The sequence below is a fragment of the Collinsella aerofaciens genome (assembly GCF_020709435.1).
In the GTDB taxonomy this organism is placed as follows: domain Bacteria; phylum Actinomycetota; class Coriobacteriia; order Coriobacteriales; family Coriobacteriaceae; genus Collinsella; species Collinsella aerofaciens_AU.
In genome coordinates this window covers 1-16,267 of record NZ_JAJFDP010000006.1, presented here as the reverse complement: position 1 = coordinate 16,267, position 16,267 = coordinate 1, and the positions used below count along the sequence as shown (strand labels likewise).

At 62.2% G+C, this 16,267-nt stretch carries 15 protein-coding genes and 1 tRNA gene; 1 reads left to right on the top strand and 15 read right to left on the bottom strand.

Going from position 1 to position 16,267, the window contains the following annotated elements; translation table 11 throughout:
* Positions 1 to 135 precede the first annotated feature (135 nt).
* Positions 136 to 900: a NifB/NifX family molybdenum-iron cluster-binding protein gene (locus LK493_RS05085; RefSeq protein ID WP_195245809.1), complete on the top strand. Its 765-nt coding sequence runs from the start codon at positions 136 to 138 to the stop codon at positions 898 to 900.
* Positions 901 to 1,016: 116 nt separating this feature from the next.
* On the opposite strand, the gene ffh is transcribed toward LK493_RS05085, so the two are convergent.
* From ffh to LK493_RS05010, 15 genes are all read right to left on the bottom strand, one after another.
* A complete protein-coding gene (gene ffh, locus LK493_RS05080; protein ID WP_035138144.1) occupies positions 1,017 to 2,492 on the bottom strand; it encodes a signal recognition particle protein in 1,476 nt (491 codons plus the stop codon).
* A 10-nt stretch (positions 2,493 to 2,502) separates the two neighbouring features.
* Positions 2,503 to 3,420: a signal recognition particle-docking protein FtsY gene (gene ftsY / locus LK493_RS05075; RefSeq protein WP_055286404.1), complete on the bottom strand. Its 918-nt coding sequence runs from the start codon at positions 3,418 to 3,420 to the stop codon at positions 2,503 to 2,505.
* Positions 3,420 to 6,956: a chromosome segregation protein SMC gene (smc, locus tag LK493_RS05070; RefSeq protein WP_227790340.1), complete on the bottom strand. Its 3,537-nt coding sequence runs from the start codon at positions 6,954 to 6,956 to the stop codon at positions 3,420 to 3,422. The genes ftsY and smc overlap by 1 nt, the downstream gene beginning before the upstream one ends.
* 10 nt (positions 6,957 to 6,966) lie before the next feature.
* Positions 6,967 to 7,692 carry a ribonuclease III gene (gene rnc, locus LK493_RS05065; protein ID WP_055286400.1) on the bottom strand — a complete coding sequence of 242 codons (726 nt, stop codon included), beginning with the start codon at positions 7,690 to 7,692 and terminating at the stop codon, positions 6,967 to 6,969.
* A 3-nt stretch (positions 7,693 to 7,695) separates the two neighbouring features.
* Positions 7,696 to 7,938, bottom strand: coding sequence for an acyl carrier protein (locus tag LK493_RS05060; protein WP_055286398.1), 243 nt, complete (start codon positions 7,936 to 7,938; stop codon positions 7,696 to 7,698).
* A 124-nt stretch (positions 7,939 to 8,062) separates the two neighbouring features.
* The gene (gene plsX / locus LK493_RS05055) at positions 8,063 to 9,082 is read right to left on the bottom strand and encodes a phosphate acyltransferase PlsX (RefSeq protein WP_138374831.1); all 1,020 of its coding nucleotides are present in this window, start codon (positions 9,080 to 9,082) and stop codon (positions 8,063 to 8,065) included.
* An 87-nt stretch (positions 9,083 to 9,169) separates the two neighbouring features.
* Positions 9,170 to 9,349 (bottom strand): 50S ribosomal protein L32, encoded by a 180-nt coding sequence (gene rpmF, locus LK493_RS05050; protein ID WP_022094017.1) that lies wholly within the window; start codon positions 9,347 to 9,349, stop codon positions 9,170 to 9,172.
* Positions 9,350 to 9,413: 64 nt separating this feature from the next.
* A complete protein-coding gene (locus tag LK493_RS05045; protein ID WP_138374830.1) occupies positions 9,414 to 9,968 on the bottom strand; it encodes a YceD family protein in 555 nt (184 codons plus the stop codon).
* The gene (locus tag LK493_RS05040; protein WP_138374829.1) at positions 9,968 to 10,465 is read right to left on the bottom strand and encodes an ATP synthase subunit B family protein; all 498 of its coding nucleotides are present in this window, start codon (positions 10,463 to 10,465) and stop codon (positions 9,968 to 9,970) included. The genes LK493_RS05045 and LK493_RS05040 overlap by 1 nt, the downstream gene beginning before the upstream one ends.
* A 68-nt stretch (positions 10,466 to 10,533) precedes the next feature.
* Positions 10,534 to 11,031: a pantetheine-phosphate adenylyltransferase gene (gene coaD, locus LK493_RS05035; RefSeq protein WP_138374828.1), complete on the bottom strand. Its 498-nt coding sequence runs from the start codon at positions 11,029 to 11,031 to the stop codon at positions 10,534 to 10,536.
* A complete protein-coding gene (rsmD, locus tag LK493_RS05030; protein WP_118328482.1) occupies positions 11,024 to 11,680 on the bottom strand; it encodes a 16S rRNA (guanine(966)-N(2))-methyltransferase RsmD in 657 nt (218 codons plus the stop codon). Before rsmD ends, coaD begins: the two co-directional genes overlap by 8 nt.
* Complete coding sequence (recG, locus tag LK493_RS05025) at positions 11,677 to 13,854, bottom strand: ATP-dependent DNA helicase RecG (protein WP_227790339.1); 2,178 nt, start codon at positions 13,852 to 13,854, stop codon at positions 11,677 to 11,679. The genes rsmD and recG overlap by 4 nt, the downstream gene beginning before the upstream one ends.
* 10 nt (positions 13,855 to 13,864) lie before the next feature.
* Positions 13,865 to 15,526, bottom strand: a complete 1,662-nt coding sequence (locus LK493_RS05020) for a DAK2 domain-containing protein (protein WP_227790338.1) — start codon at positions 15,524 to 15,526, stop codon at positions 13,865 to 13,867.
* 27 nt (positions 15,527 to 15,553) lie between these two features.
* Complete coding sequence (locus LK493_RS05015) at positions 15,554 to 15,943, bottom strand: Asp23/Gls24 family envelope stress response protein (RefSeq protein WP_187361832.1); 390 nt, start codon at positions 15,941 to 15,943, stop codon at positions 15,554 to 15,556.
* A gap of 161 nt (positions 15,944 to 16,104) precedes the next feature.
* Positions 16,105 to 16,179: transfer RNA gene (locus tag LK493_RS05010), tRNA-Asn, on the bottom strand.
* Between the last annotated feature and the right edge of the window lie 88 nt (positions 16,180 to 16,267).

The following is a 16,267-nucleotide window of genomic DNA, read 5'->3' as shown; positions in this document are numbered from 1 at the left end:
TTCATTGTAGCCCAGGCGCACGCGGCCCCACAGCCCAAACATAAGCCCTCATTTTCTGACATATGACAGAAATGCCTTGCGCCCAACGACTAACGCGTTATCCTATTGTTGACATATGTCAGATAAGGAGTGTGCATGGCAGGAAGACGCGAAAAACTGCGCCGCGTCGGGATCATCCCCGAATACCGCGGCTTTACCCCCGATGGCCTGGCCAGCGGTGATGCCATCGACATGACCGTCGACGAGCTTGAGGTGCTGCGCCTGTGCGACCTGGAAGGTCTCAACCAAGAGGCGGTCGCCCAGCAGATGGGCATCGCCCGCGCAACGGTGGCGGCCATTTGCAGCCGCGCGCATCGCAAGGTGGCCGAAGCGCTGGTCAACGGACGAGCGCTCGTCATCGCGGGCGGCAATATCGCGTACTCCCCCATCGCCACGACGACGGCCGCATGGCCAGCAAAGGAGGTCGGCACCATGAGGGTGGCAACGACGTACGACAACGGCAACATCTTTATGCACTTTGGCCGCAGCGAGCAGTTCAAGATCTACGACATCCAGGATGGCAAGGTGCTCAACGAGCAGGTCGTAGGCACCGGTGGCACCGGCCACGGCGCCTTGGCGGGCCTGCTTGCCAACGGTGGCGTTGACACGCTCATTTGCGGCGGTATCGGCGGCGGCGCTATCAACGCGCTTGCCCAAGCCGGCATCACGGTCTATGCGGGCGCCCAGGGCAGCTGCGATGCCTGCGTCGAGGCCCTCATTGCCGGCACGCTCGCACAGAACGACGAGGCCACCTGCGACTGCCATGGCCATGACCACGAGCACGCCCATGAGCACGGCGAATCCTGTGGTTGCCACGGCCATCACGAGCACGAGGGCCACGAGGGCTGCGGCTGCCACTAACGGCAAGCATCTCAACGTCAACACGCTTCCGCGCGTGCGACAACCTGCGAACGAACGGCGAAGGCCGCCTGGAATACGATCCAGGCGGCCTTCGCCATACACGACTCAACCAGTCGTTATTTCTTATTGCGCATCTGCGCTTCCATCTGGCGCAGCAGGTCCATATCGGACTTGGGGCCGCCCGTACCCAGGCCGCCCATGCCGCCCAGACCCATAGCGTCCAGGCCAGGGATATTGGGCATGCGCATCTTCTTGCCCTTCTTGCCCTTTTTGCCCTTCTTGCCGCCGGCCTGAGCCTGATTGGCCATCGTGCGCATGCGGCCCATCATCTTGTTCATCTCGCCCCACTGCTTCATAAGGCTATTGACCTCGGTGGGAGTCACGCCGGCGCCCTTGGCAATGCGGGCACGGCGCTGGCCGTTAATGATGGAAGGACGCAGACGCTCCTCCTTGGTCATCGACATGATGATGGCCTCGTTCTTGTCGAAGATGCCCTCGTCCAGGTTGCCGCCCATCTGGTTGAGCGCACGCTGGCCGCCGGGGAGCATGCCCAGGATGCCCTTCATGCCGCCCATCTTCTTGACGGCCTTCATCTGGTCGAGCATGTCATTCATGGTGAAGCCCTCGCGCAGCATGCGCTCGGCGGCCTCGAGCTGCTCGGCATCGGCGGCCTCCTGGGCCTTCTCGATAATTCCGACAACGTCGCCCATACCCAGAATGCGCTTGGCCATACGATCGGGGTAGAACGGCTCAAGCGAATCGGGTTTCTCGCCCATGCTCACGAACTTGATGGGCTTGCCGGTCACCTGGCGCACGGAAAGCGCGCCGCCGCCACGAGCGTCGCCATCGAGCTTGGAGATGATCACGCCGTCAAAGTCGGTGCGCTCGGCGAAGGTCGAGACGACGTTGACGATATCCTGGCCGGTCATGGCATCGACGACCATCAGCACCTGATCGGGCTTGACAGCCTTCTTGATATCCACGGCCTCCTGCATCATCTGCTCGTCGATCTGCAGACGACCGGCGGTATCGACGATGACCACATCGCGCAGGTGGTCGACGGCCTCCTGGATGGCACCCTTGGCAATGTCGACCGGGTGCGCGCCGTCACCGCGGAAGACTGGCACGCCGATCTCGCCACCGAGCGTGGCCAGCTGGTCGGCAGCGGCGGGACGGTAGACGTCGCACGCGGCGAGCAACGGCGAGCGGCCCTGCTTCTTGAGCAGGTAGGCCAGCTTTACGGCAGCCGTGGTCTTACCGGAGCCCTGCAGGCCCACGAGCATGATGACATTGGGAATACGGTTGCTAAAGACGAGCTTGCTCTCGGTGGAGCCGAGCATCTCGGTAAGCTCGTCGAGCACGATCTTGACGACGTTTTGCGCCGGAGAGAGCGACTCCATGACCTCTGCGGTCATGCAGCGCTCCTTAGTCTTGGCGACGAACTCCTTGACAACCTTAAAGTTAACGTCGGCCTCGAGCAGCGCCATGCGAATATCGCGCATGGCCGAAGTAATATCGGCCTCGGTCAGCTTGCCCTTGCCGCGCAGGCGGTCAAATGTGTCGTTGAGGCGATCGCTCAGGGAATCAAACACTAGTCACTCCTTAATTGGACTCGCCCACCAGGGCGCGGCAGAAATCTTTGGCATTGAACTCCTGCAGGTCATCGACCTGCTCGCCCACGCCGATGCGCAGGATCGGGAGCTTGAGCTTCTCGGCCACGGCCATGGCGATGCCGCCCTTAGCCGTGCCGTCGAGCTTAGTCATGATAATACCGTCCAGGCCCAGCGCCTCGTTAAACTCGAGCGCCTGGTTCAGACCGTTTTGGCCCGTCGCGGCGTCGATCACAAGCACGACCGAAACCGGCATGGGACCGGCGGCCATATTGGCGGCGCGCTTACGGGTCACATTGACCACCTTGGCAAGCTCGCGCATGAGCTCAGGGCTCGTGTGTAGACGGCCGGCGGTATCGATAAGCACCAGGTCGCTGCCGCGCTTGTCGGCCTCGTCGAGCACGTCGTAGCAAACACTTGCCGGGTCGGAGCCGCGGTCGCGCTTGATGACGGGGACGCCAGCGCGCTGGCCCCACACATCAAGCTGCTCGATGGCGGCGGCGCGGAAGGTGTCGGCCGAACCGATCACCACGTTCTTGCCGCGGGCAGCCATGGCGCTCGCGATCTTACCGACCGTCGTGGTCTTGCCGGCACCGTTAATGCCCACAAACAGCACGCAGCTCGGCGTATCGGAGAACGGATCTCGCTCGATGGGCACAAAGTGCTGCTCAAGCTGCTCGGCCAGGGCGCGGCGAAGCTGCGGAGCGGTCTTGAGGTTCTTCTTGGCCGCGGCATCGCGCAGGTCATCGGAGACCTTGATAGCGACCTCGGCGCCCATGTCACCCATTACGAGGGTGTCCTCCAGGTCCTCCCAAAAATCCTCGTCGACCTCACCGCCAAAGTAGAAGACCTCGTTGAGGGCCTCGCGGCTGCGCTCAAGTCCGCGCGAGAGAGCATCGAAGAATCCCATTATGCATTCACGACCTTTCCGGTTTCGCGATCGAGTTTTTGCGAGACGACGCGACTGACGCCGTCGGCTTGCATCGAGACGCCATAGAGGACGTCAGCGTCCTCCATAGTACGGCGCTGATGCGAGATAACCAAGAGCTGCGTATCGGAACGCAGCACATCGAGGGCTCCGATGAGCTTGGACAGGTTAGCGTCATCAAGCGCCGCCTCGACCTCGTCCAGCACATAGAACGGAACCGTACGTGTGCGGTACACGGCAAAAAGCAGGGCGAGCGCCGTCAGACTCTTCTCGCCGCCCGACATGAGCATCATCTTGGTGATGCGCTTGCCGCGCGGCTGCGCCACGACCTCGATACCCGTCTCGGCAGGATGCTCGGGATCGGTCATCTCCAGATGAGCCTGGCCGCCCGGGAAGAGCATAGCGAAGATCTCGCGGAAGTTCGCGTCGACCTTCTCAAACGTCACCAGGAAGGCCTTCCGCATCTTGCGATCAATGGCCACCGTGATCTTGGTGAGCGCCTTGCGCGCGCTCTCCAGATCGGCCAGCTGTTCCTCGATGTAGTCGGCGCGGCGCTTGAGCTGCTCGTACTCCTCCATGGCAACTTGGTTAACGGGACCAAGGTTGTTGATCTGGCGCACAAGCTGGTTGAGTTCGCGCTCGGCGGCATCGCGGTCCGTGGGCACCGGAAGCATGAGCGCTTCCTCGAGCACCGTCGTGCCATCGGCGGTAATGGCCTTGATGGCAGCCTCGACCTGCACCTCGAGCTTGCCACGCGCGACCTTGAACTCGTTTTGCGCGGCGGAGGCGGTATCGACTCGCTCCTTAGCGCGGGCAACCTCTGCCTTGGCATCCTCGATGGTCTTCTTGAGCGAAGCGGAGTCCGCCTCCTCCAGAGAGGCCTGGTCACGCAGGCGCGCTGCCCAATCCGACGCGCGTTCCAACAGGGCAGAATAGCGTTCGTGCATGGGGTCGACGCGCAGGCGCAGCAGCTCGAGCGAGCGCGAAGCCTGGCGTGTTCCGCGGATACGACGGTCGATGCCCTCAAGACGATGCTCAAGGTCGGGCACGCGGCCCTTCAGCGAACGCAGGCGCTCGCTCGTCTGGGCCAGGCGCACCTTGGCATCGGCGAGCTTACCGGCGGCCTCGGAATCGTCACGGCGAACGCGATCGAGCTCATCGTTGGCCTCGGCAATCTGGAGACCCAGGTCGCTTGCCTGTGCACGCGCCTCGTCACGCGAACGGGTGAGCTCGTCAACGCGCGGGCGCGCGGCACGAACGGCCTCGGCAGCCTGCTCGCGGCGCTTGGAGATGCGCACGCGCTCGACCTCGGCATTGTTGGCGCTTTGCTCCAAGCGGCCGATCTCGGAGAGCAGCGAGCGGCGCTCGCCCTCAAGACGGGCGATCTCACCGGCGGCATCGCCCTCGGCGGCACGGGCCTCCTCGACGGCAACGTTGGCCTCGACGACTTGGTCCGAAGCATGCTCAAAGATGGCAGCCAGATCGGGTTCCAGGCCCTCGAGCTCACGGATGCGGCGCTTGCGCTCCAAGGCACCCAAAGCCTCGCCGGCATCAAGCCCCACGCGCACCAGGCCGCCGCAGGCGACGCGGGCGCCATCGGGGGTCACGTAAGTCACGCCTTCAACGACCGGCGCCGACAGCGCGGCAGCAAGATCGTCAACGACGTAATAGCCGCCGAGCAGCGCCTCGACGACGGGACCGTAGCCTGCGCGCACGGACAGACGATCAACCAGACGGGTACCGGAGGCGCCCTCAGCGGCGGTAGAGCCGCTCACGCCGCGCGCCACCAGCAGTGCCTCGCCCGAGGCCTTCTTTTGGTCCAGAGCCGCACGACCGGCACGCTCAAGCGTGGCGGCGTCATCAAACAGCAGCGCATCGATATCGCCGGCGAGCAATTGCTCAACCAGGCCCTCAAGCTCGCGCGGGGCCTCCAGCACGTCGCCCAGACGACCCAAGACATCGTCGCCCAGCGCACCCACCAGACGGCTCACGAGCGGCGAGCTGTCGGCCATGCGGGCATCGAGTTTCTTTTGGCTGGCAAGCTCCGAGCGCACCTCGGATAACTTGTTGCGTGCCTCGCTCTCACGGGCACGCAGGTCCTTCAGGGCCGCGCGTGCCGTCTCGGTGGCCTCACGCGCATCGACCTGAGCCTGGCGCGCTTCCTCAAGAGCGCCCTCAAGCTCCTCGGCGCGGTCGCGACGGCTCTCGAGCGAGGCCGTGACCTCCTCGAGCTGCTCGTCGATCTGCTCCAGGCGCGAGGCATACATGTTGTCCTCGACCTCGGCATTGCTCAGCGAGTCCTTCACCTTGGCGAGCTCGAGCGCGGCGTTGTCGGCCACGCGCTGCACATCGCGTTGCTCACGCGTAAGCTGCGAAATCTGATTGTCGAGCGCCACGCGCCGCTCGTGGAGCTCTGCGGCGGCAGGACCAGCGGCGTCAACGTCCTCCTGGGCCTGCATGTGCGCGCCGGTCACTTCCTCAAGCTGCGCACGCGCGTCCTCGAGCTCCTCGACCACGCGACGACGCTGATGCTCGGAGCTCGAAATCTGCCCGCGCATGTCAGACAGGCGCGACACCATGTTGTGACCCTTTTCCTCGAGCAGGCGCATGTCGGAGTTAATACGGCCGACCACATCTTGCATATGGCGGCGCTGCTCGCCCAAGTCGCCCACAAACAGGCCCTTTTCCTCAAGCATAACCTGGAGCTTCTCGAGCTCGCGCTCTTTCTCACCCAGGCGGTACTGCGCAAGCTCCAGCTCGGCAGCACCTTCCTTGGAGCGGCTCTCCAGGTCGTTCCACTGCGACTGCAGCGAACGAAGCTCATCGACAGCCAGCATCTGCGTAAGCTCGTTCGCGCGCGAGGACAGCTCTTTGTACTTGCGCGCGCGATCGACCTGACGCTCCAGCGGTCGCAGCTGACGGGCGATTTCCTTATTGATGTCGCGGGCACGCATCAGGTGCTCGTCCATCGACTTAATCTTTTTGAGCGCTCGCTCCTTGCGGCGCTTGTGCTTGGAAATGCCGGCGGCCTCCTCGATGAGGGCGCGACGCTCCTCGGGGCGGCTCTGCAAAATGGCGTCGAGCTTGCCCTGGCTGATGATGGAATGCGTATCCTTGCCCAGGCCCGAATCGTGCAGGATGTCCTGAATGTCCATCAGGCGGCACGGACTCGAGTTGATGAGGTACTCGCTTTCGCCCGAGCGATACATGCGACGGGTGATGGCGACCTCGTCAAAGTCGACGGGCAACATATGGTCCGAGTTATCGAGCACCAGCGTGACCTCGGCGACACCCACCGGCTTGCGCGCCGACGAGCCCGAGAAGATGACATCCTCCATGGCCTGGCCGCGCAGCTGCTTGGCGCTCTGCTCGCCCAGGACCCACAGAATCGAGTCAGAGATGTTCGATTTTCCCGAGCCGTTTGGACCGACGATGACGGTCAGGCCCGGCTCAAACGTCATATGGGCGCGGTCGGCAAACGACTTGAACCCCTTGAGCGTAAGGGACTTGAGATACACGGTTCCTCGCTTACACGTGCTTCTTGTTCAGAATCACGCCGTTGGTGGTGTAACCCATGCGGTCGAGCGCTTCAAGCGCGGCAGCTCCCTCGGCTTCCTTCTTTGAGGAGCCGGAGCCGCGACCCTGGCGAATACCATCGATCAAAACCACAGCGGTAAAGGTGGGCGCATGCGCCGGGCCCTCGGAGCCAACGAGCTTGTACGCCGGGGGCTCGTGACCGTCGGCTTGCACGCACTCCTGCAAAAACGACTTGGGGTTCGCAGGATGCTCGGCACGCTCGGAAGCCAAATGCGGCTTAAGCGTACGGTGAATGAACTCCGCCGCAACGTCCCAGCCGGCATCCAGGTACAGCGCGCCCACGAGCGACTCATAGACGTTCTCGAGGGCCGAATGCAGGCCGCGCGCACCGGTACCGGTCTCGGAGGCACCAAAGATAATGATGTCGTCGATGCCCAACTCGTGAGAAACCTCGGATAGCGTGGCGCCCGAGACGAGCGACACCTTCAAGCGAGTGAGCTTGCCCTCGTCAAACTCGGGATAGGACTCAAACAGGGAGCGTGCGACCACAGCGCCCAAAATGGAATCGCCCAAGAACTCAAGGCGCTCATAGCTGGCAGAAACCGGCTGGCCCTCGACTGCCGAGGGATGCGTAAGGGCCGCGCGCAGCAGCACCTTATTGTTGAACTCGTGGCCCAGGATTTCCTGGGCGCGCGTAAGTCGTTCGGATAAAGCCAAGACTTAGGCCTCCTTGGCAGCTTCGATAGCGTCGACGGCGTCGGCGACAGAGTTGAGCGAGAGCAGGGTCTCGTCATCGATCTCGAGGTTGAACTCGTCCTCGATAGCCGTAACCAGCTGCAGGCGCTCGAGCGAGTTGGCATCGAGGTCGTCAAAGGTGGTCTCCTCGCTAATTTCGGCAACATCGACGCCCAGAACGTCAGCAGCGACCTCGGCGATCTTGTCGAAGATTTCGGAGCGGTCCATAGCGCTTCCTCTCATAGTACATGAATACCAAAAGAATGGTACCGCCCGGGCGGTACCAAGACACGGTTCTGATTCTACCCCACGACGTGCGCCGCGAAGCACATAACAGCGCTCTAACTCGCTCTTACAAAACGATACTGTCCATAGAGTTGGCGACATTCTCGACCAGCCCGGCGCGCACGGCTTCGGCCGCCGCGAGCGTACCGTTTTTGACAGCCTCGACCGAGGTGGCGCCATGGCCGATCAGGACCACGCCGCGCAGGCCCAGAAGAATCGCGCCGCCCTTGGCGTCGCCAGAGAGCTTGGCCTTAATCTCGCGCATCTGCTTTTTGATGAGCAGCGCGGCGATCTTGGTGCCGAGCGAGGCCATAAAGGCGCCCTTGAGCTCCTGCAGCAAAAACTTGGCAGCGCCCTCGGTAGCTTTGAGAGCGATATTACCCGACATGCCATCGGCAACGACGACATCGAAGTTACCTGAGGTGAGGTCGGTGCCCTCGCAGTTACCAACAAAGCCGGGAACGGCGGCCTTCATAGCAGGGAAACAGGCCTTGGTAAAGTTGGAGCCCTTCTCATCCTCGGTGCCATTGGCAAGCAGGCCCACGCGAGGATGCTCGATGCCCAGGACGACGCGGGCATAGGCGCTACCCATCTGGGCAAAACGCACCATGTCATCGACCTCCACATCGGGGTTGGCACCCATGTCGCACAGCACCGTCAGACCGCCGGCGCGATTGGGCAGCGCATTGGTCAGACAGGGACGCACCGGCTGCTTCTTGCCTTCGGCCTGATACCTAAACGGCGTCACATAGGCGGTGGCGGCGGCGGTCATGGCACCGGTGGAGCCGGCGGAGAAGAACGCATCCGCGTTGCCCTTCTTAATGGCGCGGCAAGAAAGCACGATCGACGACTTACGCTTGGTCATCACGGCGCGAATGGGATCGTCATCCATGGCGATAACGTCAGGCGCCTCAAGGGCCTCAACACGTGCATGGGAAGCTGCAAAGGGATTGACGATTTCGGCGGGACCAGCTGCCAAGACCTCGATATCGGGATCGGCGGCAAGTGCAGCCTCAATACCGTCGAGGACAACCTGCGGCTTCTCGTCTCCACCCACAACGTCTACACAAACGCGAACGTTACTCATATACATGCTCCTTATACAAAAATGGCCGACTCAATGAGCCGGCCATTGTGGTTCCAGTTGGAACGGCATCGTATCCAGAGTATACCGTTACTCGGTAACGATAACCTCGCGGTCCTTGTAGAAACCGCAGCTAGGGCACACGTGGTGCGGGAGCTTGACAGCACCGCAACGGGGGCACGTGGACTGAGCCGCAGCCGAGATCTTCATGTTGGCGGAACGGCGGGTGTGAGTGCGGATACGACCCTGCTTTTGTTTAGGTACGGGCATAGTGACCTTCCTTATGAACTATCCAGTGTGGCGATTACGCGCAAGTAGCGATACTACCACAGTTTTACTCGTCAAGCTTGAGATTCTTCAATGCTGCAAATGGATTTTCCGTGGCTTCGGCCCATTCGGCCTCGGCTTGGGCAGCACAATCGCATTGCTCCACGTTGAGATTGGCGCCGCAAACGGGACAAAGACCGCGGCAATCGGGCTTGCAGAGCACAACAAACGGCGTGTCCATGACAACGGCGTCGTTGATGGGCTCGCCCAGATCGACGACGCGATCCTCGCCCAGGAGCTCATAGCCGTCTTCGTAGGCCTCGGGGTCCTCGGGCTCATGGAAGAGATAGAACTCCTCGATCTCGCCGGCAATGTCAAACGAGGCAGGCTCCAGGCAACGGTCGCACTCGCCGGTGGCGTGCGCGCGAACCATGCCGGTAAGCAGAACACCGGTGCCGGCATTGGTAAAGACCACGTCATAGTCGATACCGTCCTGCAGCTGGTACTCTTTCTCGCCCACCGTGTAGGCAGCGACATCGACCTTACCGGTCAGCGGATACGAGTCTCCGGGAAACTCGAGCTGCTCGGAAAGATCGACGGTAACGCTCGGGAACTCAGCCATTACCACTGACCATTCTGCTGGGCGGCGCCCTCATTGAGCTGCTGGCGGCAACGGGTGACGGTGCCGGTCAGACTCTTGAGGTTCTCCTCCAGGTGCGTAAAGACCTGCTCGGCGTAATCCTCGGCAGCATAGCGCGTCTCGCGCTCATACTGCTGGGCACGGTCGCGGATATCGTCGGCCTGCTGCTGCGCAAGGCGAACAATTTCCTGCTCACCGGCAATAGTGAGGGCCTGCTGCTGAGCGTCGGCGATGATGGAATCGGCCTGAGCGGCGGCGGAAGCCATAAGCTCCTCGCGCTCTTTGAGGATACGGCGGGACTTCTGCCATTCCTCGGGATAGCTCATGCGGATCTCATCGAGGATGTTAAAGAAGACGTCGGCATCGATGACCTTCATCTGGGCGTTCTTGCCGAACGGCGTCTTAGCCTCTTGGATGAGCCCCTCGAGCTCGTCGACAAGGCTCACGATCCTGTCGCCAGGAAAATTCTCGCCCGGCATCCGGTCTCCTTTCATAGGTAACATATCATCGTGCCAGTTTACCACATGCCACCTGGCAATAAAAAACGTCACGAAAAGCGATGTTTAAGCGCCTCGACCACATTAGCCGGCACAAACGTCGAAACATCACTACCGAGCGAGGCGATCTGGCGTACAACAGAGCTCGAGATGTAGCCATACTGCGGAGCACTCATGACAAAGATGGACTCCAGCTCGTTATCCAAGCGGTAGTTGAGGTCGGCTTGCTGCAGCTCATACTCAAAGTCGGTCATGGCGCGTAGGCCCTTGACCACGGCACCGGCACCCTGTTCGCGAGCAAAGTCGACGAGCAGTCCGGTAAAGGGCAGGACCTCGACGCCATCGATATCACCGAGTGCCTCACGGGCCAGCGCCACGCGTTCATCGAGCGTAAACGTGGTGCCCACGCCGTTTTTGCCCTGCGACTCGGCAACGGCCACGATCACACTGGGAAAAATGCGGCGGGCGCGGCGGATGACGTCGATATGGCCAAACGTGATGGGATCGAAGGTGCCCGGGACGATCACGCGGTTGATGGTGTCACTCATGGGCGTTCTCCTGAACCGTCGTGGCATCGTTGTTGTGAGCATCGGTGCCGGCGCAATCTTCCTCACCATCGTCATCGCCAACCCAACGAAGCAGGTCGACCGAGGTAATGCCGTAGCGCTTCTCGCGCACGATCTCAAAGCCTGCCGGATGCGCGCCCGCATCGGCGGCGGCATGCTCAAACAGGGCATAAGCGCCAGGCGCAAGAAGACCCTGCTGAGCCAGGTTCTGCAGCAGCTCCTCGACCGGCTCGGCACCAAAAGCATAGGGCGGGTCGAGCAGGACCAGATCAAAGGGGCCGCCCGGCACACGACCGCGCGAGGCACTCGCCAGCATGTCGCCCGCTATCACGCGCCAACGCGCACGGTCACGGCAGAGCGACTCGATATTCTTGGTAATGAGCCGCGCGGCATTCCGATCGATCTCGAACGTCGTGAGCGAGCGGGCACCACGTGAGAGCATCTCTAACCCTAAGGCACCGGAGCCGCCAAAGGCGTCCAGCACGCGGACCTCGTCCAGATCGAAGTCGAATGCCGACATGACCATAGATGCGCATGCCTCGCGCACACGATCGGTCGTGGGGCGGGTGACATCGCGACCACGGGGCTCCTCGATCTTACGACCGCGCCATTCGCCGCCGATGATTCTCATCCTCCGCTGACCTCCTTAAAAATGTGTCGATATCGCATGGCGACCGCATCGCGCAGGGGGCGCGTCGCCACGGAGTCAAGGTTGCAAGCATACCGCAAGAGCTCGACCGCGTCCAAATGGGCCCACTCGATCAGCTCCTCGTCGGCATCCAGGTCGACAAAGCGCAGAGTCACACCGCCATGCTGGCGGTACCCCAGGATTTCGCCCTCGTGGCGCAGACGAAGGTCCATCTGGGCGAGCGTAAAGCCGTCCGAGGTCTTTTCGAGCGACTGGAGACGGTCTTGCGCCGCCGAAGCGCCGCCGTTGCCCTTGGAGTGCGTCATGACCAGGCAGGTGCCCGACACGCTGCCGCGGCCCACGCGGCCGCGCAGCTGGTGCAGGGCCGCCAAGCCAAAGCGCTCACCGTTCTCGATGACCATGACGGTGGCGTTGGGCACGTCGACGCCCACCTCGACCACCGTAGTCGAGACGAGCACGTCGATCTCGCCGCGCTTGAAGGCATCGATAACCTGGTCCTTCTCCCCCACTGGCATGCGGCCGTGAAGGCGCTCGATGGCAAGACCCGGCAACGCCAGACGCAGGCGATCGAGCTCGGTCGCCGTATCGTGCAGCGGCACGGGGACCGTCACGCGGCCCTCGTCGTCGCGAGCGATACCGGGCACGTCCTCCAGCTCATCGGCCGAGTCGCTCGGCTCCACGAGCGGGCAAATCACGTAGGCCTGCTGACCCTTTTCATGCGCCTCGCGGATGGCGCCATAGGCAAGGTCGCGGCTCGACTCGGTAAGCACGCGTGTCGTCACGCCAGCGCCAGGGACGGGCCGATGGCGGATGATGCTCGTGTCCAGATCGCCGTAGACCGAAAGCGCCAGCGTACGTGGGATGGGCGTTGCCGTCATAACGAGCAGATCGGCACCAGGGCCCTTCGCACGCAGGGCGTTGCGTTGGCCGACGCCAAACCGGTGCTGCTCATCGATGACCACGAGCGACAGATGCTTGAACGCAACGTTATCCGAAAGCACCGCGTGGGTGCCAAAGAGGACATCGAGCTCGCCCGATTCCAGCTGGGCACGGATCCGCTCGCGCTCGGCCGCCGGCGTGGCGCCCGTCAGGAGCGCCCAGGTCATGCCAGCCCGCGAGAGCAAGGGGCCGGTCTTATCGGCATATTGACGCGCCAGCACGCCCGTGGGCGCCATAACGCAGGCCTGCGTGCCGCTATCGGCAGCCACAGCCAGCGCGCAGGCGGCAACGGCGGTCTTGCCGGTACCGACGTCGCCCAACAGCAGGCGGTTCATCACGCGCCCGCCATCGCACATATCGCGCAGGATGTCTTGGAACGCGGCCTCCTGCTCGTCGCTCAGCGAAAACGGCAGGGCCTGCTTAAGCGCGGCCAGGTGCTCGCCCGCGGTGTGGGCATAGGGCACCACATCGACCAGGCCGCCGTCGTTGCGCAGGCGCAGCGCCAGCTGCAGGTAGAGGCACTCCTCGTAGGCAAGCCGTGCGCGCGCGATATCGCGCTCAGCCATGCTCGAGGGAAAGTGGATCGATCGAAGCGCACGAGCATTGCTCATCAGGCGACGTTTAACGCGCAAGCGTGCGGGAATCGGGTCGAAAGGATTGCCGACGACCTCGAGCGCGCCACTTACGATGCGGCGCATCCATGCCTGGCTCACGCCGTCACTCACATAATGGACCGGCAAAATGGTGCCCGCAGCACGCCCCTCATCGAGCTTTTCAAAGTGCGGCGAGGCCATCTGCTTAAAACCGTAGGCAAACTCAACCTTGCCCATCACGGCCAGGCGGTCGCCCTGCTTAAGCTGCTGGGCAATCCAAGGCTGACGGAAAAAGGCGACCTGCAGCACGCCCGTCTCATCAACGAGTGAGACCTCGGTCACCTGCATGCGCGGACGCGGCTTCTTTTGAACGATACGGTCGACCGTGGCGATGATGGTGCACACGGTACCGATGGGCGCCATCTCGATGGACCAGGAGCGCGTAAAGTCCAGGTATCGATGAGGGATATGGAGAAGGAGGTCCCCCACCGTCCGAATTCCCAGACGGCGAAGGGCCTCCTCACGTTTACCCGAAACATATTTTAGTCGCGCAATATCCTCGTCGAGCGCATTGCTCTGGGCAAAGCGATCCGAGACGCGCGGCACGGAGCAGAGCTCGGACATGGGCAGATGCCTACTCGATCGAGAAGATCACGGGATAGAGCGGCTGCTCGCCACGATGGGCGTCGATCTCCAGGTCGGGCTGAGCCTCCTCGATAGCGTCGACGATCTCCTGGAAGGCTTCATCGGACAGCTCCTCGCCGGCCAGAATCGTCAGCGCGTCGCCCTCCTCTTCCTCCTGCATGCGGTTGATGCAATCGAGCGTGACCTGCTTCACGTCGGAGCCGACGACATCGATGGAGCCGGCAATGATGCCCATGACGTCACCGGAGTGAATTGGCGAACCGTCGGAGGCGCTGGAGTCGCGCACGGCGCGGGTGACCTCGCCATCGCGGACCTCGCTGATGGCGTCGACCATAGCGGCGATGGCATCCTCGAGCTCGGAATCGGGCAGGACCGCGAACAGCGCGGAGAAGGCCTGCGGAACGGTCTTGGTGGGAACGACGGCGACCTTCTTGTCGGTGCAGGCTGAGGCAGCGGCCTCAGCGGCCATGCGAATGTTGCCGTTGTTGGGCAGAATGATGACCGAGGTCGCGTTGACCTGGTCAACAGCGCCCAGCAGGTCTGCAGTCGAGGGGTTCATGGTCTGACCACCCGACACGATCACGTCGACGCCGAGGGACTTGAGGATGTCTGCCTCGCCGGACCCAGCGGCAACGGCGACAAAGCCCAGCGCCTTGGCGGGCTCGGCGGCCTTTTCCTGGTCCTCATGAATCTTGGCGGTACGGTCGTGGGCCTCCATCTCCATGTTGTGGATAAAGACCTCGTAGATCTGACCAAGCTGAAGCATGTGCTCGAGCACCAGGTTGGGGGTGTTGGAGTGCACGTGGATCTTGTAATCGGGGTAGGCGCCCACGAGTAGCTCACAGTCGCCCATGGAACCCAGGAACTTAAGGCACTCATCCTCGTCAAAGGGAGCGTCAGCCTTAAAGAGGAACTCGTTGCAGTAGCGGAACTCCGAGCCTTCCCAGTCGTCGTTGGCCTCGATCTCAACGCGATTGAGGGCCGCGTCGCGGGCAGAGCCAGCGGAATCAAACGTGGCGGAGAAATCCTCGACCACGGCGCTGCGGCCAAGAGCGGCGGCAACAAAGTTCTCAAGGAAAATAGCAAAGCCAAAGGCGCCGGAGTCGACCACGCCGTTCTCCTTCAGAACGGGCAGCAGGTCGGGCGTGCGAGCGACGGACTGGTAGGCCTCGACGACGATGGCATCGAGCGCGTCCTCGGCCGAGAACTTCTTCTTTTCGCACTCGTCGGCCTTGGTCGAGACATCGCGCAGCACCGTGAGAATCGTGCCCTCGATGGGCTTACGGACGGCCTGGAAGGCGACCTTGACGGCGCGGCGGAACGCATAGGCGATGTTGGCGGACGTGATGGGCTCATCAGCAGAGACGAGACCCTCGGCCACGCCGCGCAGGATCTGAGAGGTGATGACGCCGGAGTTGCCGCGGGCACCCATCAGGGAGCCGTGGGTGATGGCGCCGGCGATGGCCTCCATATCGGCATCGGCGGGAAGGGCGGAAAGCTCCTTGGTCACCGAGGCGAGCGTGAGCGACATGTTGGTACCGGTGTCGCCGTCGGGTACGGGGAAGACGTTGAGCTTGTTGATCTCCTCGGCCTTGTCGGAAACAGCAGCCGCAGCGATCGGAAAACAGGTGCGAATGGTCTTTGCAATCATGGGTATTTGAATCTCCGTTTTCGGATGCTAGTTCAGACGGCTCTTGAGCGCGTCGATGTGAATGCCGATCTTAAGGCTGGCGGGATCGATCTGGGCGATCTCCTGCAGGGTGAAGGCAACGGAGCTCGAAAGATTGTGGCAGACGGACTTCATGTTGACGCCGTTCTCGAGCACGACGTGAAGATCGACCGTAAGGCCGTTCTCGTCGGCGGAGACAAGCACGCCCTTGCGGAGGCGCTGACCGGCAAGCAGGCGCACGCTCTCGGCGCCTTGGAGCTGCTCAGCCATACCGACGACGCCATAGCACGTCATCGCGGCATAACCGGCAATATCGGCAATAACGTCGTTCGAGACGCTCAGGCTGCCGTTAATGGTCTCAGACACAAGAATCTCCTTATCTGGTGCTCGCGGCACCATGTCGTGGGAGCAATCATTGCAATATTCTACAACGACCGCGCCATGTTGAGGTGGTGGGTCGCGGGATTACATCCTCGACACGAAATGTTGATATGGCAACGTTCGAGTCAAGTGGTCGCGGCATGAAAAAACCCGCCGCATAAGCGACGGGTTTTACAACCTGGCTCCCCGGGTAGGACTCGAACCTACAACAGCGCGGTTAACAGCCGCGTGCTCTACCATTGAGCTACCGAGGAATTTAAAAGCCCAGCGGAATGGGCTGAGAAATTCTGGCTCCCCGGGTAGGACTCGAACCTACAACAGCGCGGTTAACAGCCGCGTGCT